This is a genomic window from Streptomyces sp. NPDC053367, assembly GCF_044545925.1.
Classification (GTDB): Bacteria; Actinomycetota; Actinomycetes; order Streptomycetales; family Streptomycetaceae; genus Streptomyces.
Window position 1 is genome coordinate 8,001 of the sequence record NZ_JBITYN010000022.1, and the last position, 21,765, is coordinate 29,765.

The following is a 21,765-nucleotide window of genomic DNA, read 5'->3' on the forward strand; positions in this document are numbered from 1 at the left end:
CTTGAGATAGCGGGCTATCTTTTCCTGCTGCTCGGTGTTCTCTGCCATTTCCCCGCCCCCTGTCACGCTTCGCCGAACTCGGCGTCGATCATCTGGAAGACCTCGTCCATCGTGGTGGCCGCTTCGATCCGTTCGGCCGTGCTCTCCGCCTCGCCGTCGTCGGCGACGACGGAGAGGAGGCGGCGCAGGCGTTCGGCCACGTGGCGTCGCTCGTTGTCGGCGATCGCGGCAAGCATGTCTTCCAGCTTGTTCAGTTCCTTTTCGATGGGTGGTTCGGCGGCGACGCTGCCGAACTCAGCGAGCAGCAGGCGGACGATCTCCGCGGGCGTGGGGTGGTCGAACACCAGCGTCGCGGGCAGGCGCACCCCGGAGGCCTGGGTCAGCCGGTTGCGCAGCTCGACGGCGCCGAGCGAGTCGAACCCCATGTCCTGGAAGGCGCGTTCGGGCTCGACGGCCGCAGCGGACGCATGCCCGAGTACGGCGGCCACCTGTGTGCGGACCAGGTCGAGGACGACCTGCTCGCGGTCGCCCTCCGCGACTCCCGCCAGGCGGTCGCGCAGGGACACCGTCGCGGTCTCCGTACGTCGTGCCGGGAGGGGCGCAAGTCCGCGCAGTACGCCCGGGATCGTGCCGGCCCTGGCCTGGGCGCGCAGCACCGCCATGTCCAGCCGGACCGGTGCGAGCAGGGCGGCGTCCGCCGTCAGGGCCTGGTCGAAGAGTGCCGGCCCCAGCTCGGCCGTCAGCGGCTTGGCGCCCAGCCGTTCCAGGCGGGCCAGTTCGGCCGTGCCCAGTCGGGCTCCCATGCCCGCGGTGTCCGACCACAGGCCCCAGGCCAGCGACACCGCCGGCAGGCCCGCCGCCCGGCGCGACGCGGCGAGCGCGTCCAGGGCGGCGTTCGCCGCAGCGTAGTTGCCCTGGCCCGGGCTGCCGATCAGAGCCGCCACCGACGAGAACAGCACGAACGCCGACAGCTCCATCTCTGCCGTCAACTCGTGCAGATGCCACGCGGCTTCGACCTTCGGCCGCATCACCCGCTCGACCTGCTCACGCGTCAGCGACTCGATCACACCGTCGTCGAGGACACCCGCTGCGTGCACCACGGCCGTCAGCGGACGCTCGACCCCACCGAGAGCGGAAGCGAGCTGCTCACGGTCGGACACGTCACAGGCGACGACCTGGGCCGCACACCCCAGCTCCGCGAGCTCCGCCACCAGCTCACCGGCACCCTCGGCCTCCGGACCCCGCCGGCTCAGCAGCAACAGACGCCGCACACCGTGCCCGGTGGCCAAGTGCCGCGCGAACACCGCACCCAGACCACCCGTACCACCGGTGATCACCACCGTGCCGTCCGTGTCGATGACCGGTGTCCGTTCGGCCACCGGAGCGATGCCCCGTGACAGCCTCGGCGTCAGCAACCGTCCGTCGCGGACCGCCAGTTGCGGCTCGTCCGTGCCCAGCACCGCGGCCCAGTCGGGTTCCGCGCCGTCCAGGTCGACCAGGACGAACCGGTCCGGGTGCTCGGACTGGGCGCTGCGCAGCAGACCCCACACCGCCGCCTGGGCGACGTCGGGAGCCTCGCCGCCGACAGCGACCGCACCCCGGGTCACCAGCACCAGCCGGGTCTCGCCCAGCCACTCGCCGGCCAGCCACCGCTGCACCAGCTCCAGCGCCTCACCCGTGGCCGCGCGGGCCGCCGTGGTCACGTCACCCTGCGGGGCGCCGACCTCGGCCAGCACGGCGTCGGGCGCGGTCGCACCGTCGGCCAGGGCCTTCTCCAGCGTGGCCAGATCGGCGAACCGGTCCACCGAACCGCCGATCGAGTCGCCGGTCGAGTCGCCGAGCGCGACGAGACGCGCGTTCCGCACCGTGACGGCCTGCGCGGGGACCCAGTCAAGCTCGTGGAGGTGGCGGTCACCGTCCCGCCGGGCGGCTTCCAGGTGCCCCTGCTCCACCGGGCGGACGTCGAGCCGCCGCAGGCAGGCCAGCGGCACACCGTCCTCGCCCGCGATGTCGAGCCGCAGGGACGTCGGGTCCGGCAGCGTGATCCTCACCCGCAGCCGAGTGAGACCGAAGCGCTCCAGCTGCACACCGGACCACGAGAAGGGCAGCCCGCTGGGGTTGTCCTCGCCCATGTCGAGCATGCCGAGCCCGCCGTGCAGGGCGGAGTCGAACATCGCGGGGTGGATGGCGAACCCGTCGGCCGGCCCCGCCACCTCCGGCAGCGCCAGCTCGACGAGGACCTCGCCGCCCCGGCGCCAGGCGGACTGTACGGCGCGGAAGGCCGGGCCGTAGTCGAAGCCCACGTCGGTGAGGTGGGCGTTCCGGTTGAGCAGCGTGTACAGCTCGGACACGGGCAGCGACTCGGCGTCCGCGGGCGGCCACGGCGCGGGCAGCGCCTCCAGGGGCTCGGCCTTGGCGGAGAGCCAGCCACGGGCGTGGCAGGTCAGCTCGGTGACCTCGTCCTCGCCCGCCTCGGGCCGGGAGAAGAAGGCGAACTCCCTGCGGCCGTCCTCACCGGCCGGGCCGACCGTGACCCGGATCTGCCGCGTGACGTCGTCCTCCAGCACCAGCGGCGCGGCGACGACCAGTTCGTCCACCACCCCGCAGCCCAGCCGGCTGCCGACGGTCAGCGCCATCTCGACCATCGCGGCGCCGGGCACCAGCACGATCCCGAACACCATGTGGTCGCGCGTCCACGGCTGCGTCTCCTGGGACATGCTGCCGGTGAAGACCCACTCGTCCCGGTCGCCGACCTGCACCGCGGCGGACAGGATCGGGTGCCGCATCCTGTCCATCCCCGCGACCGCGGCGTCACCGCCGCCGGCCTTGCGGGAGAGCCAGTAGTTCTGTCGCTGGAAGGCGTAGGTGGGCAGCTCGACCCGCTGAGCGCCGGTACCGGCGTAGAACGCCTCCCAGTCGACGCCGACACCGGCGGTGTGGGCATGGCCCAGGAACCCGGTGAACGTCTCGATCTCAGGACGCTTGCCCCGCAGGGCCGGAATGAACGCCGCCTCGGTGTCGTCCTCGACGCACTGGCGGGCCATCGCAGTCAGCACCGCGTCCGGGCCCAGCTCCAGGAAACGCCGCACACCGAGGTCCCACAGGGTGCGAACGCCGTCGGCGAAGCGGACCGCCTGACGGACGTGACGCACCCAGTAGTCCGCGTCGAACGCCGTGACCAGCTCACCCGAGACGTTGGAGACGACCGGGATACGCGGCTCGTCGTAGCGCAACTTGTCGGCCACAGCGCGGAATTCGTCGAGCATCGGCTCCATGCGCGGCGAATGGAACGCGTGCGACACGCGCAGACGAGTCGTCTTGCGGCCCTCAAAGCGCGGGAGCCACTCCTCCACCGCGTCCTCGTCACCCGAGACCACGACCGCCAGCGGACCATTGACCGCGGCGATCTCCAGACGACCTTCGAAGCCTTCGAGGGACTCAGCGACCTCCGCCTCACCGGCCTGCACCGCGACCATCGCCCCACCAGAAGGCAGAGCACCCATCAACCGGCCCCGCGCCACCGCCAGTTCGGCCGCATCCGCCAGAGAGAGAACGCCCGCCACATGCGCGGCAGCGATCTCACCGACCGAATGCCCGATCAGGTAGTCGGCACGAACACCCAGCGACTCGGCAAGCCGGAACAGGGCCACCTCGACGGCGAACAGCGCCACCTGCGTGAACTCCGTCGAGTTCAGCACATCGCTGTCAGCCGCCAGCAGCTCACGCAGAGAACGCCCCAGCCGCGGGTCGACCTCGGCGCACACCTCACTCAGCGCCCGCTCGAACACCGGGAACTGCGAGGCCAGCTCCAACCCCATACCCGGCCGCTGAGACCCCTGACCGGTGAACAGGAACGCCGACTTACCGGCAACAGCAGACTCACCGTCCGACACCTCAGCCAGACGCGCCAGCAGCTCATCACGGTCCGCAGCCACCACCACCGCACGCCGTTCCAACAACGCCCGCGAGGTCACCAGTGAGTAGGCGACGTCAGCGACCGACACCTCACGGTCCCCCGCGAGATGGGCACGAAGCCGCTCCGCCTGCGCCCGCAGCGCCACATCGTTGCGCGCCGACAGCACCACCGGCAGCGGGGCCACCGGCTCGGCCGGCTCCTCCGCCGCCACGGGCTCCTCGGCCGGCGCCTCCTCCACGATGATGTGCGCGTTCGTACCGCTCACACCGAACGACGAGATGCCCGCACGACGAGGACGCCCGTCCGAAGCCCACTCACGCGGCTCGGTCAGCAGCCGGACCTCGCCCGACTCCCAGTCCACATGCGGCGACGGCTCATCGACATGCAGGGTCGGCGGCAGCATCCCGTGCCGCATCGCCATCACCATCTTGATCACACCGGCCACACCGGCCGCAGCCGACGTATGACCGATGTTCGACTTGATCGAACCCAGCCACAGCGGGTCACCAGCCCGCTCCCGGCCGTACGTCGCCAGCAGCGCCTGCGCCTCGATCGGGTCACCCAGCTTCGTGCCCGTGCCATGACCCTCGACCGCGTCGACCTCGGCCGGGGACAGGCCCGCGCTGGCCAGCGCCTGACGGATCACCCGCTCCTGCGAAGGACCGTTCGGCGCGGTCAGGCCATTGCTGGCGCCGTCCTGGTTCACCGCGCTGCCCCGGATCACCCCGAGGATGCGCCGGCCGTTGCGGCGGGCGTCCGACAGGCGCTCCACCACGAGCACGCCGGCGCCGTCGGAGAAGCCGGTGCCGTCCGCCGAAGCCGAATACGCCTTGCAGCGGCCGTCCGGCGAGACCGCGCGCTGGCGGCTGAACTCGGTCAGGAGGTAAGGGCCGGCCAGCAGGGTCACGCCGCCGACCAGCGCGAGCGAGCATTCGCCGGCCCGCAGCGCCTGCCCGGCGAGGTGCAGGGCGACGGCGGAGGACGAGCAGGCCGTGTCCACGGAGACCGCCGGGCCTTCGAGGCCCAGGGTGTAGGCGACGCGGCCGGACACCACGCTCGTGGTCGTGCCGGTCAGGCGGTAGCCCTCCAGCTCGGCGGAGGCCATGCCGCCGTAGTCGGTGGTCACGACACCGGCGAACACGCCCGTGTCGCTGCCCCGCAGGGAGGTCGGGTCGATGCCGGCGTGCTCGAACGCCTCCCAGGACGCCTCCAGCAGCATGCGCTGCTGGGGGTCCATCGCGGTCGCCTCGCGCGGACTGATGCCGAAGAACTCGGCGTCGAACTCCCCGATGCCTTCGAGGAAGGCACCACCTCGGGTGTTGATCTTCCCGGGCCGGTCGGGGTCGGGGTCGTAGATGTCCGGGTCCCAGCCACGGTCGGTGGGCAGCCCGCCCACCGCGTCACGGCCGGCGGCCACCAGCTCCCACAGCTCCTCCGGCGACGACACCCCGCCGGGGTAGCGGCAGCTCATGCCGACGATCGCCAGGGGCTCGTCGTACGACGTGACCCGCTTGGTCCGGCTGACGGGCCTCGGCGCCTCGGCGACGCCGCCCGTCTCGGCGAGGAGCAGCCGCGCGACAGCGGCCGGGGTGGGGTGGTCGAAGACGAGCGTGGCGGGCAGCCGCACTCCGGTGGCCTGGGTGAGGTGGTTGCGCAGCTCGACCGCGCTCAGCGAGTCGAAGCCGAGCTCCTTGAAGGAGCGGTCGGTGTCGACCGCCGCGGCCGAGCTGTGGCCGAGTACCGCCGCGACCTGCTCGCGCACCGCGTCGACGGCGATCCGCTCACGGTCGCCCTCCGCCACGCCGGCCAGGCGCTGTGCGAGGGAACCGCCGGTCTCGGCGCGCCGGGCCGGGGCGGGGGCCAGACCACGCAGCAGCGCGGGCAGCTGACCGGCGCGGGCCTGGGTCCGCAGCGCGGCCGGGTCGAGGCGAACGGGCGCGAGGAGTGCCGCGCCGCTGCCGAGGGCGAGATCGAACAGTTCGAGCCCGAGCTTCTGGGACAGCGCGCCCACACCGGTGCGTTCCAGGCGGGTCAGGTCGGCCTCGCTGAGCTCGCCGGCCATTCCGCCGGCCTCGCCCCACAGACCCCAGGCCAGCGACACCGCCGGCAGGCCCGCCGCCCGGCGCGACGCGGCGAGCGCGTCCAGGGCGGCGTTCGCCGCAGCGTAGTTGCCCTGACCCGGGCTGCCGATCAGAGCCGCCACCGACGAGAACAGCACGAACGCCGACAGCTCCATCTCTGCCGTCAACTCGTGCAGATGCCACGCCGCTTCGACCTTCGGCCGCATCACCCGCTCGACCTGCTCACGCGCCAGCGACTCGACCACACCGTCGTCGAGGACACCCGCCGCGTGCACCACGGCCGTCAGCGGACGCTCGACCCCACCGAGAGCGGAAGCGAGCTGCTCACGGTCGGACACGTCACAGGCGACGACCTGGGCCGCACACCCCAGCTCCGCGAGCTCCGCCACCAACTCAGCGGCACCCTCGGCCTCCGGACCCCGCCGGCTCAGCAGCAACAGATGCCGCACACCGTGCCCGGTGGCCAAGTGCCGCGCGAACACCGCACCCAGACCACCCGTACCACCGGTGACGAGCACGGTCCCCTCGGGCTCGAAGACCGGGGCCTGCTCGGCGGTCGCACCAGCGCGAGCGAGCCTCGGCGTCAGCAACCGGCCGCCGCGAACGGCGAGTTGCGGCTCGTCCGCGCCCAGCACCGCAGCCCAGTCCGGCTCGTGGCCGTCCGAGTCCGCGTCCACATCCACAAGGAGGAACCGGTCGGGGTGCTCGGACTGGGCGCTGCGCACCAGACCCCACACCGCCGCCTGGGCGACATCGGCGACCTCGCCGCCGACGGACACCGCACCCCGGGTCACCAGCACCAGCCGGGCCTCGCCCAGCCACTCACTGGACAGCCACCGCTGCACCAGCTCCAGCGCCTCGACCGCGGCCGCCGGGGCCTCCTCGGCTCCGACGGCCGCGAGCACGGCCTTCGGTGCCGGAGCCCCGTCGGCGAGCGCCCGCTCCAGGGCGTCCAGGTCCGGGTGGGTCTCCCCCACGCCGATCCGGACGATGTCCTCGGTGCCGGTGGCCGACCGCCCGGTCTCGCACGGGGTCCACTCCACCGCGTACAGCGACTGCCGCGCGTCCGCGCCGCCCGCGCCGTTGATGCGCTGCTCCTCCACAGGACGTACGACGAGCGAGCGCACGGACACCACAGGCGCTCCGGTCTCGTCCACGGCGTCCAGGCGCAGCGAGGTGCCGCCGGTCATGACGGACCGAACCCGCAGGCGCGTCACGCCGGGCCGGTCGAGCCGCACACCGCTCCAGCTGAACGGCATGAGGTGCGCCGCGGCGCCCTCCCCGGTCAGCAGGACGACACCGCTCTGCAGCGCGGAGTCGAAGAGGGCGGGGTGGATGCCGAAGCCCTCGTGGCCGTCGGGCAGAGTCACCTCGGCGTAGGTCTCGTCGCCGGCACGCCAGACGGCCTCCACACCGGTGAAAAGGGGGCCGTAGTCGTAACCGAGGTCGGCGAGACGGCCGTAGAGCTCGTCGACGGGCATCGGCTCGGCGTCCTGCGGGGGCCACTGGTCCGGCCAGGCCGGGGCGGGCGCGCCGGCGGTGCCGAGCGTGCCACGGGCGTGACAGGTGGGCTCGGCCGCGTCGGTGCCGTTCTCCGGTCGCGAGTAGATCGCCACGTCGCGGCGGCCGTCCGCGTCGGCAGCCCCGACGCTGATCTGCAGGTGCCGCGTGACGCCGTCGTGGACGAGCAGGGGCGATTCCAGCACCAGTTCGTCGAGTACGGGGCTGCCGGTATGGCGTCCGGCGGCAAGGGCCAGCTCGACCAGCCCCGTGCCGGGCACCACCATGGTGCCGAGCAGCAGGTGCTCCGCGACCCAGGGCTGCGTCTCGGTGGAGATACGCCCCGTGAGAACCCATTCGTCGCGCTCACCGACCTGCACGACCGCCGCCAGGACGGGGTGGTCGACGGGAATGAGCCCGGCCGCCGACACATCCCCCGCAGCGGCGCCCGGCGTCAGCCAGAACCGCTCCCGCTGGAAGGCGTAGGTGGGCAGTTCGACCCGCTGCGCGCCGGTACCGGCGTAGAACACCTCCCAGTCGACTCCGACACCAGCGGTGTGGGCATGGCCCAGGAACCCGGCGAACGTCTCGATCTCAGGACGCTTGCCCCGCAGGGCCGGAATGAACGCCGCCTCGGTGTCGTCCTCGACGCACTGACGGGCCATCGCGGTCAGCACCGCGTCCGGGCCCAGCTCCAGGAAACGCCGGACACCGAGGTCCCACAGGGTGCGCACACCGTCGGCGAAACGGACCGCCTGACGGACGTGACGCACCCAGTAGTCCGCGTCGAACGTCGTGACCAGCTCACCCGAGACGTTCGAGACGACCGGGATACGCGGCTCGCCGTACGTCAGCCGCTCCGCAACCGCTCGGAATTCGTCGAGCATCGGCTCCATGCGCGGCGAATGGAACGCGTGCGAGACCCGCAGACGGCTGGTCTTGCGGCCCTCAAAGCGCGGGAGCCACTCCTCCACCGCGTCCTCGTCACCCGAGACCACGACCGCCAGCGGACCATTGACGGCGGCGATCTCCAGACGGCCTTCGAAGCCTTCGAGGGACTCAGCGACCTCCGCCTCACCGGCCTGCACCGCGACCATCGCCCCGCCCGAAGGCAGAGCACCCATCAACCGGCCACGAGCCACCGCCAGTTCGGCCGCATCCGCCAGAGAGAGAACGCCCGCCACATGCGCGGCGGCGATCTCACCGACCGAGTGCCCGATCAGGTAGTCGGCACGAACGCCCAGCGACTCGGCCAGCCGGAACAGAGCCACCTCGACCGCGAACAACGCCACCTGCGTGAACTCCGTCGAGTTCAGCACATCGCTGTCAGCAGCGAGCAGTTCGCGCAGGGAACGGCCCAGTCGCGGGTCGACCTCCGCACACACCTCACTGAGCGCCCGCTCGAACACCGGGAACTGCGAGGCCAACTCCAGTCCCATACCCGGCCGCTGAGAACCCTGACCGGTGAACAGGAACGCCGACTTACCGGCAACAGCAGACTCACCGTCCGACACCTCGGCCAGACGCGCCAGCAGCTCGTCCCGGTCCGCAGCCACGACCACGGCACGCCGTTCCAACAACGCCCGCGACGTCACGAGGGAATACGCGACGTCAGCGACCGACACCTCACGGTCCCCCGCGAGATGGGCACGAAGCCGCTCCGCCTGACCCCGCAGGGCCACATCGTTGCGCGCGGACAGCACCACCGGCACCGTGCCGGCGGGCCGTGTCACCTCGCTGGGCGCGTCCTCGGACGGCTCCTCGGCGGGCGCCTCCTCCACGATGAGGTGCGCGTTCGTACCGCTCACGCCGAACGACGAGATGCCCGCACGGCGAGGACGGCCCGCCGAAGCCCACTCGCGGCCCTCGGTCAGCAGCCGTACATCGCCCGACTCCCAGTCCACGTGCGGGGAGGGCTCGTCCACGTGCAGGGTGGGCGGCAGCATCCCGTGCCGCATCGCCATCACCATCTTGATCACACCGGCCACACCGGCCGCGGCCGACGTATGACCGATGTTCGACTTGATCGAGCCCAGCCACAGCGGGTCACCAGCCCGCTCACGGCCGTACGTCGCCAGCAGCGCCTGCGCCTCGATCGGGTCACCCAGCTTCGTGCCCGTGCCATGACCCTCGACCGCGTCGACCTCGGCAGGGGACAGGCCCGCGCTGGCCAGCGCCTGACGGATCACCCGCTCCTGCGAAGGACCGCTGGGGGCGGTGAGGCCGTTGCTCGCGCCGTCCTGGTTGACCGCGCTGCCGCGGATCACCCCGAGGATGCGGCGGCCGTTGCGGCGGGCGTCCGACAGGCGTTCCAGGACCACCAGGCCGACGCCGTCGGAGAAGCCGGTGCCGTCCGCCGACGCCGCGTACGCCTTGCAGCGGCCGTCGCGGGCGAGGCCGCGCTGGCGGCTGAACTCGACGAAGAGGAAGGGTCCCGCCAGGACGGTGACGCCGCCGGCGAGGGCGAGGGAGCACTCGCCGGCGCGCAGTGCCTGGGACGCGAGGTGCAGGGCGACGAGGGAGGCGGAGCAGGCCGTGTCGATGGTGACCGCCGGGCCCTCCAGACCGAGGCTGTAGGCGACGCGGCCGGACATCACGCTGCTCTGGGTGCCGGTCACCCGGAACCCTTCGAGCTCGGGCAGGTTCGAGGGGCCGTAGTCGGAGGAGACGGTGCCGGCGAACACGCCCGTGTCGCTGCCCCGCAGGGAGGTCGGGTCGATGCCCGCGTCCTCCAGTGCCTCCCACGCCGTTTCCAGCGTCAGCCGCTGGGTGGGGTCCATGGCCAGCGCCTCGCGCGGGCTGATCCCGAAGAAGTCGGCGTCGAAGGTGGTGGCGGTGTCGATGAAACCGCCTTCGCGGGCGTAGGCGCTGCCCGCCCGCTCGGGGTCGGGGTCGTAGAGCCCCTCCAGGTCCCAGCCGCGGTCGGCGGGGAACGGGCCCATGGCGTCCCGGCCGGACGCCACCAGCTCCCACAGCTCCTCGGGCGACGACACCCCGCCGGGGAAGCGGCAGCTCATGCCCACGATCGCGATCGGTTCGACGTCGCGCTGTTCCAGCTCGCGCACCCTGCGGTTGGCCGTGCGCAGTTCGGCCGTCACCCGGCGCAGATAGGTGCGCAGTTTCTGCTCGTCAGTCATCCGCTCGTCGCTCATCGATCCGCTCCGGCCGTCGTCCGTCTTTCCGGTCATGCAGATCCGAGCTCCTTGTCGATCAGGTCGAACATGTCGCTGTCAGAAGCGAAGTCGAGGTCGTCCTCGAGGTGGTCGTCGGTGTCGTCGTGGCCGGTGGTGGCCGTGCTGAGGAGGGTGCGCAGCCGGTTGCTGAGCGAGCGCAGGCGCGGCTCCACCTCGGTCAGCTGCGCCAGCTGCCGCTGGTCGGCGGAGACTGCGATGAGGAACGCCTCCAGCCGCTGGAGTTCCGCGTCGAGCGGTGAGGGGCGCTGCTCGGCTGCGGCGCCGCCGACCTCGGAGAGGATCAGCCGTGCGGCGGCGAGCGGGGTGGGGTGGTCGAAGACGAGTGTGGCGGGCAGGCGGATGCCGGCCACCTGGCTGAGCCGGTTGCGCAGTTCCACCGCGGCCAGGGAGTCGAAGCCGAGCTCCTTGAAGGCGCGTTCGGGTTCGACGGCGGCGGAGGAGGCGTGGCCGAGCACGGACGCGGCCTGGGCGCGCACCAGGTCGAGGACGACCTGCTCGCGGTCGGCCTCGGGCACGCCGGCGAGCTGCCGCTCCAGGGAGCGGGCGCCGCCGGAGCGCGTGGGGGTCCGTACGAGGCCGCGCAGCAGGGCGGGCAGCAGGCCGGAGCGGGCCTGGTTGCGCAGGGCGGACAGGTCCAGGTGGACGGGGACGCTGAGGGTGGCCTCGGAGGCGAGGGCCTGGTCGAAGAGTTCCAGGCCCAGGTCGCTGGAGATCGCGCCGACGCCGGTGCGCTGCATCCGGGCGAGGTCGGTGTCGTCGAGCTCGCCGGTCATGCCGGTGCTGTCGGACCACAGACCCCAGGCGAGGGAGAGGGTGGGCAGTCCGGCCGACTGCCGCAGGGCGGCGAGCGCGTCGACGGCGGCGTTGGCGGCGGCGTAGTTGGCCTGGCCCGCGTTGCCGAGCAGGCCGGCGGCGGAGGAGAACAGGACGAACGCCGACAGGTCCATGCGCGAGGTCAGTTCGTGCAGGTGCCACGCGGCGTCCAGCTTGGGCCGCATGACGTGCCGTATCTGCTCCGGGGTCAGCGACTCGATGACGCTGTCGGACAGCACGCCGGCGGTGTGGACGACGGCGGTGAGGGGGCGGTCGAGGGTGCCGAGGAGCTCGGCGAGCCGGCCGCGGTCGGCCACGTCGCAGGCGGCGACGCGGGCGTGCGCGCCGAGTGCTTCCAGGTCCGCGACCAGTTCGGCGGCGCCGTCGGCGGCCGGGCCGCGCCGGCTGACCAGCAGCAGGTGCCGTGCGCCGTGCCGGGTGACGAGGTGCCTGGCGAACAGGGCGCCCAGGCCGCCGGTGCCGCCGGTGATCAGGACGGTGCCCTCGGGGTCGAGGGGGGCCGGCACGGTCAGGACGACCTTGCCGACGTTGCGGCCCTCGCGCAGGTGGCGGAAGGCTTCCTGGCCGCGGCGTACGTCCCAGGCGCGGATCGGCGACGGGGACAGCATGCCGCGGTCGAAGAGGTCGGCGATCTCGACCAGCATCTGCTGGATGCGGTCGGGGCCCGCCTCCATCAGGTCGTACGACCGGTAGCGGAGGTCGTCGTGCCCGTGGGCGACGGCCTCGGGGTCGCGGATGTCGGTCTTGCCCATCTCGATGAAGCGGCCGCCGCGCGGCAGCAGTTCCAGGGAGGCGTCGACGAACTCGCCGGCGAGGGAGTTCAGCACCACGTCCATGCCGTCGCCGCCGGTGGCGTCGCGGAAGGTGTCGCGGAAGCCCAGGTCGCGGGAGGAGGCGATGCGTTCGGCGGGTACGCCCAGGGCGCGTACGGCGTCCCACTTGGCGGGGCTGGCGGTGGCGAAGACCTCGGCGCCGAAGTGGTGGGCGAGTTGGACGGCGGCCATGCCAACGCCTCCGGCGGCGGCGTGCACGAGGAGCTTCTCGCCGGCCTTGAGGTGGGCCAGGTCGACCAGGCCGTAGTAGGCGGTGAGGTAGACGACGGGAAGGGCGGCGGCCTCGGCGAAGGTGAGGTGGCGCGGTATCGGGGCGAGGGTCCTGCGGTCGGCGACGGCTACGGGGCCGAAGGCGTCCGTCACCAGGCCGAACACCCGGTCGCCGGGCTCGAGGTCGGTGACGCCGGAGCCGGTTTCGAGAACGACGCCCGCGGCCTCGCTGCCCAGGGGTGCCTCGCCCGGGTACATGCCGAGGGCGATGAGGACGTCGCGGAAGTTGACGCCGGCGGCCCGCACGGAGACGCGGACCTCGCCGACGCCGAGCGCGCGGGTGCCGTCGGAGGGCACGATGGCGAGGTTCTCCAGGGAGCCCTTCTGGGTGCTGCCCAGTCGCCAGGCGTGACCGGAGGGCCCGGCGGACGTGCGGGCGAGGCGGGGTGCCAGCAGGGCGCCGCCGCGCACGGCGAGCTGCGGCTCGTCCAGGGCGGCCAGGGCGTTCCAGGCGGGCTGGGTGCCGCCGTCGGTGTCGGCCAGGACGAAACGGCCGGGGTGTTCGGTCTGCGCGCTGCGCAGCAGGCCCCAGGCGGGGGCCTGGGCCAGGTCGACGGACTCGGCGCCGACGGCGACCGCGCGCCGGGTCACCGCCACGAGGGTGGCCTCGCCCAGCCATTCGCTGGCCAGCCACCGCTGGGCCAGGGCGAGGGTGCGTTCGGCGACGAGGCCGGCGGCGTGCGCGGGGTCGTCCGCGGCCGGAGTCTCGACCTCGGCGAGTACGACGTCCACGGTGGGGGCGCCTTCGGCGAGTGCCGCCTCCAGCGCGGGCAGGTCGGCGTAGCGCTCACCGGGCGCGTCGAGGCCGCCGAGGACGGCGACGCGGGCCTGCGACGGCTCCGCCGTGACCGGCACCCAGTCGAGGCGGTACAGCGCGTGCTGCTCGCCCTGGGCGCCCGCGAGCTGTGCCGGGTCCAGGGGGCGTACGGCGAGGCTGTCGACGGCGACGATCAGGTCGCCGTTCTCGTCGGCCACGTCGACGCGGACGGCGTGCTCGCCTGCGGTGGCGATGCGTACGCGTGCCCGGGAGGCCGCGGGGCGTCCGTGGCGCACGCCGGTCCAGGAGAACGGCAGGTCGGGGGCGGAGCCGGTCTCCTTGTCGAGCATGCTGGCGTGCAGCGCGGAGTCGAACAGGGCCGGGTGGACGGTGAAGCCGTCGACGGCGGTGTCCTCCGGCAGGGCGACCTCGGCGTACACCTCGTCGCCGCTGCGCCACACCGCCTGGACGCCCTGGAACAGGGGGCCGTAGTCGAGGCCGATGTCGGCCAGCCGCTCGTAGAGGGCGTCGGCGGAGGACTCGACGGCGGCGACGGGCGGCCAGTGGGCGGGGAAGGGTGTCGCGGGCCCGGCCTCGGGGGCGAGGCGGCCGCGTGCGTGCCGGACGACCTGCCGTTCGCCCTCCGGTCCGGTCCCGGTCTCGGCGAGGGTGTGGACGGCGACCTCGCGGCGGCCGTCGTCGTCGGGCGTGCCGACGGTGACGCGGAGGTGCCGGGCGGATCCCTCGTCGAGGGTCAGCGGCGCCTCGAGGACGAGTTCGTCGAGGAGTTCGCAGCCCAGGTGGCGGGCGGCGGCGAGGACGAGTTCGACCAGTGCGGCGCCCGGCACGATCACCACGCCGAGCACCATGTGGTCGCGCACCCACGGCTGCGCGTCGGTGGAGAGGCGGCCGGTGAAGACCCACTCGTCGCGGTCGCCGACCTGGACGGCCGCCGCGAGCACGGGGTGCCGCATCCGGTCGAGGCCGGCCGTGGCGACGTCGCCGCCCTGGGCGGACGGTGTCAGCCAGAACGTCTCGCGCTGGAAGGCGTAGGTCGGCAGCTCGACGCGCCGGGCGCCCGTTCCTGCGTACACGGCCTCCCAGTCGGTGCGCACGCCCGCGACATGGGCGTGGCCGAGCGAGAGCAGGAAGCGGGGCAGGCCGCCCTCGCCGCGGCGCAGGGAGCCGATGACGGCCACCCGGCCCGCCGCGCCCTGCGCCTCGACGGTCTCCTCGACCGCCATCGCCAGCACCGGGTGGGGCGACATCTCCAGGAAGCAGCCGGTGCCCCTGCCGACGAGGGCGCGGACGGCCGGCTCGAAACCGACCTGGCCGCGCAGGTTGGTGTACCAGTAGCGGGCGTCCATCGTCGCGGTGTCGATGAGCCCACCGGTGACGGTGGAGTGGAACGGCACCCGGCCGCTCACCGGCTCCACCGCGGCGAGCGCCTCCACCAACTCCGCCTCGACCGCCTCGACATGAGCCGTGTGGGAGGCGTAGTCCACGGCGACCCGGCGTGCCCGGACACCGTCACGGTCGCAGACCGCCTGCACCTCGTCCAACGCGTCCGCGTCACCCGCCACCACCACCGCGGACGGGCCGTTCACCGCGGCGACCCACACACGCCCCGCGAAGGCCGCGACCAGCTCCTCGGCACGCTCCGCGCCCACCGCGACGGACATCATGCCGCCCAGACCCGCCAGCCGGTCACGGATCAGCTGACTGCGCACCGCCACGATCCGCGCCGCGTCCCGCAGCGTCAGACCCCCGGCGACATACGCGGCCGCGATCTCACCCTGCGAGTGACCCACCACCGCGGAAGGCTCCACACCATAAGAGCGCCACAGCGCCGCCAGGCTCACCATCACCGCGAACAACGCGGGCTGCACGACATCCACCCGCTCCAGCGACGGCGCACCCTCGGCGCCGCGCAGCACATCCTCCAGACGCCAGTCCACGAACTCGGCCAGCGCCTCACCACACGCCGCGATCTCGGCCGCGAACACCGGCGAGGATTCCAGCAGTTCGACCGCCATGCCCTCCCACTGCGCACCCTGACCCGGGAACACGAACACCGGCTTCACACCCGAGCCGACGACCTGCCCCTCCACCACGTTCGCCGCGGGCTCGGCCGAGCTCAGGTCGCTGAGGCCGGTCAGCAGGGCGCCCCGGTCGGTGGCGACGACGACGGCGCGGCGTTCGAGGTGGGCGCGTGCGGTCGCCTGGGCGAAGCCGATGTCCAGGTGGTTCAGCTCGGGCCGGGCGATCATGTGGGCGCGCAGGCGGTCGGCCTGCTCGCGCAGGGCCGCGTCGCTGCGGGCCGAGAGGGGTACGAGCACCGGCGGCCGGACTCCGGTCCGGTCGTCCTGGGCCGGCTCCTGCGGCTGGGCGGGGGCCTCTTCCAGGATGACGTGGGCGTTGGTGCCGCTCACGCCGAAGGAGGAGACGCCGGCGCGGCGGGGGCGCTCGCCTGCGGGCCAGGGGCGGGCCTCGGTGAGCAGGGCGACCTCGCCGGAGGTCCAGTCGACGTGCGGGGAGGGGGCGTCGACGTGGAGGGTGGGCGGGAGTGTCTCGTGGCGCATCGCCATGACCATCTTGATGACGCCGGCGACTCCGGCGGCGGCCTGGGTGTGACCGAAGTTGGACTTGACCGAGCCGAGCCACAGGGGGCCGTTGCGCCGGTTGCGGCCGTAGGTGGCCAGCAGCGCCTCGGCCTCGATCGGGTCGCCGAGGGGTGTTCCCGTTCCGTGTCCCTCCACGGCGTCGACGTCGGCGGGGGTGAGTCCGGCGCCGGCGAGGGCCTGGCGGATGACGCGTTCCTGGGAGGGGCCGTTGGGGGCGGTGAGGCCGTTGGAGGCGCCGTCCTGGTTGACGGCGCTGCCGCGTACGACGGCGAGGATGCGGCGCCCGTTGCGCTGGGCGTCGGAGAGCCGCTCCAGGACGAGCAGACCCATGCCCTCGGCCCAGCCGACGCCGTCCGCGGCGTTCGCGTACGCCTTGCAGCGGCCGTCCGGGGAGAGGGCGCGCTGGCGGCTGAACTCGACGAAGGCGCTGGGCCGGGCCAGGGTGGTCGCCCCGCCGACGACGGCGAGGGAACAGTCCTTGGCGCGCAGGGACTTGGCGGCCAGGTCGATGGCCACGAGGGAGGAGGAGCAGACCGTGTCCACGGTGACCGCGGGTCCCTCGAAGCCGAAGGTGTAGCTGATGCGGCCGGAGGCGACGCTGGGCGACGAGGCGATGGACAGGTAGCCCTCGATCTCGGGCCGCCGGTCGCTGAGGCTCGCGACGAACTGGTAGTCGGAGAACATCAGCCCGCAGAAGACGCCGGTGTCGCTGCCCTTGAGGGTGGTGGGGTCGATGCCCGCGTCCTCGAAGGCCTCCCAGGCCCCTTCGAGCAGCAGCCGTTGCTGCGGGTCCATGGCGAGGGCCTCGCGGGGGCTGATCCCGAAGAACTCGGCGTCGAACTCGGCCATGCCGTCGAGGAATCCGCCGTGGCGGGTGTAGGCCGTGCCGGGGTGGTCGGGGTCCGGGTCGTAGAGGTTGTCCAGGTCCCAGCCGCGGTCGGCGGGGAACTCGGAGATTCCCGTGCGCCCCTCGGCGACCAGTGACCACAGGTCCTCGGGCGAGGTCACTCCTCCCGGGAAGCGGCAGCTCATCCCGACGATCGCCAGGGGCTCCGCCGCCTGGTCGAGGAGCTGCTGGTTCTGGCGCCGAAGCCGCTCGGTTTCCTTCAGCGACTTGCGCAGGGCGCCGACGACGTCGTGCTTCTCGAGGGCCATGCTGTTCTTCCCCACCTTCGGGCTTATGCCGGCAACCATGTGGTCGACGTTCTAGATCCGGGGGTGGGCGCTGTGGATACACATTTCCCGAGGCTTTTCGCGGATTCTTTTCCGCAGACAGCGGGACGGCATGCCGGCGCCGCTGGGAAAGCGGTTCCGGGCATGCCGTCCCGTCGTACGGTGACAGGCCGTCTCAGTGGACGGCGGCTGTCATGCGTTTGTCGTGAGGGCGTCTTCCACGGATCTGTTGACGGCCTCGATCAGGCGGTCGCTGTTGTCGGTGAAGAAGAAGTGGCCGCCCTCATGGGTGTCCATGGTGAAGGCGCCGGTGGTGGCGAACTGCCATTCCGCCGCCTTGGCCTCGGTGACCTTCGGGTCGGTGTTTCCGATGTGCACATGGATCGGCACGGAGAGTCGTTTCTCCGGTGAACCGCGGTATGTCTCGGCGAGCCGGTAGTCGGCGCGCATGGGCGGCAGGACGAGATCGAGGATCTCCTCGTCCTGCAACAGCGCGTTGTCCATGCCTCCGAGGAGCGCCATTTCCTTCAGGAAGGCGTCCTTCCCCTTGAGGTAGGTCTTCTCGTCCGGGCTGATCAGGGGTCCCACCCGGCCGCAGGCGAACAGGGACAGGGGTGGATTTCCCATGGCTTCCAGGCGGTGGGCGACCTCGAATGCGACCAGGGCGCCCATGCTGTTCCCGAACAGGACGATCGGCAGGTCTTTCCAGTCGCCCATGAGCTGGGCGATCTCGGCGCCGAGTTCCTGAATGGTGTTCCGGAACGGTTCGTGCCGCCGGTCCTGCCGGCCGGGGTACTGGATGCCGTGGACTTCCAGGTCGGGGAAGCGGCGGGCGAACTGGAAGTAGAAGTTCGCCGAGCCGCCCGCGTGCGGGAAGCAGACGACTCTGGCCCTGGGGGCGTCGGTCGTGTTGAGCTTGCGTATCCAGAGTCCGAATTCCTCGGCGCTGGCCATGTTGTGGGTCCTCTCCCCGTTCATCCGGCGTCCTCGGCCTTCTGCAGGACGGTGTTCTCGGTCTCCGGCTGCGGCTCCTGCGGCGGGAAGCGCAGGAACATGGCGCAGACGACGGCGCCCACCAGCAGGAAGGCCGCCGGCAGCAGTCCCGTCTCGCTGAGGGCCTTGCTGTAGGGCTCGTGGAACGCGCTCGGGATCGCGGTGGTGCTTCCTTCGAACTTGCCGCCCTTGCCGCTGATGCCCGGCAGGTGTGCCTCGATGCGGTCGGCGAACAGCGCGCCGACCGCGGCGCTGCCGAGGACGGCGCCCATCTGCCGGTTGGTGTTGTAGACGCCGGATCCCGCGCCGGACTGCTGGACGGGGAGGTTGCGGGTGGCGATGGCGCCGAGCGGGCCCCAGACCATGGCGTTGGCGACACCGGTGAAGGCGGCCGTGACCGAGAACATCCACAGCTGCGAGTCGGGTTTCATCAGCTGGCTGTATCCGACGATGGTGACGGCGAAGAGGACGAAGCCGATGGTGGTGAAGGTGCGTGGATGCGTCTTGTCGGACAGCTTGCCGATGAACGGTGCGCAGACGCCGGTCAGGATCGCCAGGGGTGCGAAGAGCAGCGCCGACTCCATGGAGGACAGTCCGCGGACGCCCTGCAGGAAGAAGTAGGAGGGCACGGTCATCGCGGTCACCGCGGCGCCCATGGCCGCGATCCCCACGTTCGCCAGCGAGAAGTTGCGGTCCTTGAACAGGCTGAGCAGCAGCAGCGGTTCGCCCTTGTTGAGCGCCTGGGTGACGACGAACAGCGCCAGGACGGCCAGGCCGCCGGCGATCATCAGCCAGATGGTGCCGGACCAGTCCTCGTCGTTGCCCTCCTGGAGGGCGTAGACCAGCAGGAACATGCCCCCGCAGGACAGCACGATGCCGACGACGTCGAACTTGTGGTTCTCGGTCCCGAGCGTCGGCACCATCCGCCACGCCAGGACGAAGGCGACGACTCCGATCGGCACGTTGATGAGGAAGATCCACTCCCAGCCGACGGAGTCGACCAGCAGGCCCCCGACGACGGGGCCGAGCAGCAGGGAGACGCCGACGGAGCCGCCCCACGCGCCCATGGCCGCGCCGCGCTTGTCCGCGGGGAAGATCTTGGTGACCACGGCCATGGTCTGCGGCGTCATCAGGGCGGCGCCGAAGCCCTGCACGGCGCGGGCCGCGATCAGCGTGTCGATGCTTCCGGCCACGCCGCACCAGAGCGAGGCGAGCGTGAACACGACCAGGCCGACCAGGTAGACGTTCTTGGGTCCGAAGCGGTCGCCGAGCCGACCGGTGAACAGCAGCGGTGCCGCGTAGGTGAGCAGATAGGCGCTGGTCACCCAGATCACTTCGGAAACGCCGGCCTTCAGTCCCTCCATGATCGCGGGGTTGGCCACCGCCACGACGCTCATGTCCAGCGAGATGAGGGAGAACCCGACGAGCAGGGCTCCTAGAGCCGGCCATGGGTTACGTTGAACGGTCACGGGCTTCCTTCCCGACGATTGCGCACGTACCCCAGATCCGGCAGGGCCGGCTCCGGATACAGCCTCGTCAGGAATCCAGCGCGATCGTGACCGAGGTCACATGGACTTCGTGACCTCGTCGCGTCCACGGCCGTAGGCGCCGACCGGCAGCGGGGCTCCGGGAGTTGACGCCGCGTCTTCCCGGCGCTCGTCAGGGTGTACGAACGCGAAAAGAGCCTTGGCGTTGTCCAGCATGGAGCGCGGGGGCCGTCCGAGAGCACCGCCAAGCCTGGCCAGCGCTTCTTCACCCGATTCTGTCGTCTCTTCTTCGCCCGTCTCGTTCATGCCACCCACCTTCCACATACCGGAACATTCATGAAACAGAAACCCAGGCTATACGTGGACACCTAAGGGATCAATGGCGAGTGCTCAAAACGCACTTGAGCCACACCTATCCCGTGGGCGGGCGGCCGACACGCAAAAAGTGCCTTCCACCGGAACGGCGGAAGGCACTTTCGGTGAAGCGGCGCTGCTCAGCGATGCTGTTCCAGCGCGTAGGTGCGCAGACCGGAGCGCGTGATGGCGTCGAGCAGTTCGGCCGACCGCTCCGAGCGCTCGGTCTCCCGCTGCAGCAACTTGCCCAGGTGGGCCAGGCAGCGCGCCCGGATCGGCCCCAGCGAACCGCGCGGCATGCCCAGGGTGGCGCTGATCTCGTCGTACGACATCGGCGGGTCGGTCACCAGCAGTCCGAGCAGTGCCTGGCACCGGGACGAGAGGGCGCAGTAGGCGAGCAGCACCTCGTTGTCGCGCTCCTTCGCCAGGGCCCGCTCCTCCGGGTGGTTCTCGGAGCCCTCCGAGCGGTCGAAGACCGGCGAGTCGCCGACGGGCACGCTGCGCCCCGACTTCTCGATGAGCTTGAGGCTCTCCCGGCGGGCCGAGACCGCGATCCACTGAGCGAGTTTCTCGGGATCGCGCAGTTTGCCGAGATGCTGGATCACCCGCATCCAGGTGGTCTGACTGACGTCCTCACAGTCGGCTGCGCTCAGCCGGTGGCCCCTGGCTATCGCCCATATCAGTGGCGAATACCGTTCCACGATCCGGTTCCAGCTCTGCTGGTTTCCGGCCATGCAGTCGTCCACAAGTTCGTGCAGTGCAGGCGTGCGCATCCATCCCCCGATTTTCAGATCCCTATCACCGCCGGCCACACAGTCGTCACCCTCGTCACGACGACCAGCGCAACCAAGTGACGCAGATAAACCCGTACCGGTTCCTCGTTCCTCGTCCGCACCGTTCGGACCGCCGCTTCCCCATGCGCGGATTCACCGACAATGCAGCCGAGGCGGCGGCTGCCTCCACCCACCCAACCCGTCCGCTCATCGAACTCACGAACCAGCCAACGCCGAAAGAAGTATGTCCGAGAGTCCTGCCCTCGTCAAAGGTCTCTCGGCCAACGCAGCTGACGCGGAAGTCAGTTCGCGAGCTCCCGGCGCCGTCCGGACGCGCCGGCAGGATGCCTCTGACCTGCCGACTTCAGGGGCGGCAGCGGGGGGAATTCGCTTTCTGTGCGCGCTGACACCCCCGCCCCGACCAGCCGGAGCGGCTTGCTTCACATTTCAACCACCCTCAAAGCTGACTGGTATTCAACTATGCCGCGCCATCCCGCCGGACGTCGGCGGCATCAAGTTCAATCTTGTACTGGTTGACGATTCATTACATCCCCGTTGCGGAGCGTGGACTTGTTTCCCGGCCAGTAACCTCAGCGGGCCTTCCCATACCTCGGACTCGTGTTGACTGGCCCGATCGCGGTCTTCTATCTTCCCGGTCACAAAACCCTTTTCCCCGGCCGGAATTACGGAATCTGAAATTCCGGGGGCATCGGTCGGGCGAAGAAATCGCGTTCACACGCTCGGTCCCCCACCGCTCACGAGCGCCTCGACCCCCGCGCTCCCCCACGCCCGGCCTCGGCGGCGCAGCGCACGTGAACACTTCGGAACATCAATTCAACGGGAGGCAGGGCACCATGGTGCGCAAAGCAGAATCGGGAATTCCCATCGAGCCGGTGTACGGGCCGGACGCGCTGGAGGGCTGGGACCCGGCGGAGAAGCTGGGTGAGCCGGGCGCGTATCCGTTCACGCGCGGTGT

6 protein-coding genes are annotated in these 21,765 nt (G+C 71.6%); all 6 read right to left on the minus strand.

Annotated elements, in window-relative coordinates:
- Positions 1–62: 62 nt before the first annotated feature.
- A complete protein-coding gene (locus ACIGXJ_RS36880; RefSeq protein WP_399655246.1) occupies positions 63–10,685 on the minus strand; it encodes an SDR family NAD(P)-dependent oxidoreductase in 10,623 nt (3,540 codons plus the stop codon).
- Positions 10,682–17,164 (minus strand): SDR family NAD(P)-dependent oxidoreductase, encoded by a 6,483-nt coding sequence (locus tag ACIGXJ_RS36885; RefSeq protein WP_399655249.1) that lies wholly within the window; start codon positions 17,162–17,164, stop codon positions 10,682–10,684. Before ACIGXJ_RS36885 ends, ACIGXJ_RS36880 begins: the two co-directional genes overlap by 4 nt.
- A 210-nt stretch (positions 17,165–17,374) precedes the next feature.
- Positions 17,375–18,160, minus strand: coding sequence for a thioesterase II family protein (locus ACIGXJ_RS36890; protein ID WP_399655251.1), 786 nt, complete (start codon positions 18,158–18,160; stop codon positions 17,375–17,377).
- Positions 18,157–19,644, minus strand: coding sequence for an MFS transporter (locus ACIGXJ_RS36895; protein ID WP_399655253.1), 1,488 nt, complete (start codon positions 19,642–19,644; stop codon positions 18,157–18,159). The genes ACIGXJ_RS36890 and ACIGXJ_RS36895 overlap by 4 nt, the downstream gene beginning before the upstream one ends.
- A 96-nt stretch (positions 19,645–19,740) precedes the next feature.
- The gene (locus tag ACIGXJ_RS36900; protein WP_399655255.1) at positions 19,741–19,968 is read right to left on the minus strand and encodes a hypothetical protein; all 228 of its coding nucleotides are present in this window, start codon (positions 19,966–19,968) and stop codon (positions 19,741–19,743) included.
- A gap of 188 nt (positions 19,969–20,156) precedes the next feature.
- On the minus strand, positions 20,157–20,789 hold the full coding sequence (locus ACIGXJ_RS36905; RefSeq protein ID WP_399655258.1) for an RNA polymerase sigma factor: 633 nt from the start codon (positions 20,787–20,789) through the stop codon (positions 20,157–20,159).
- Between the last annotated feature and the right edge of the window lie 976 nt (positions 20,790–21,765).

Excerpts from the sequence above, each read along its gene's own strand:
- ACIGXJ_RS36890 (WP_399655251.1), bottom strand. The coding sequence starts at position 18,160 with ATGAACGGGGAGAGGACCCACAACATGGCCAGCGCCGAGGAATTCGGA.
- ACIGXJ_RS36905 (WP_399655258.1), bottom strand. The coding sequence starts at position 20,789 with ATGCGCACGCCTGCACTGCACGAACTTGTGGACGACTGCATGGCCGGA.
- ACIGXJ_RS36900 (WP_399655255.1), bottom strand. The coding sequence starts at position 19,968 with ATGAACGAGACGGGCGAAGAAGAGACGACAGAATCGGGTGAAGAAGCG.
- ACIGXJ_RS36885 (WP_399655249.1), bottom strand. The coding sequence starts at position 17,164 with ATGGCCCTCGAGAAGCACGACGTCGTCGGCGCCCTGCGCAAGTCGCTG.
- ACIGXJ_RS36880 (WP_399655246.1), bottom strand. The coding sequence starts at position 10,685 with ATGACCGGAAAGACGGACGACGGCCGGAGCGGATCGATGAGCGACGAG.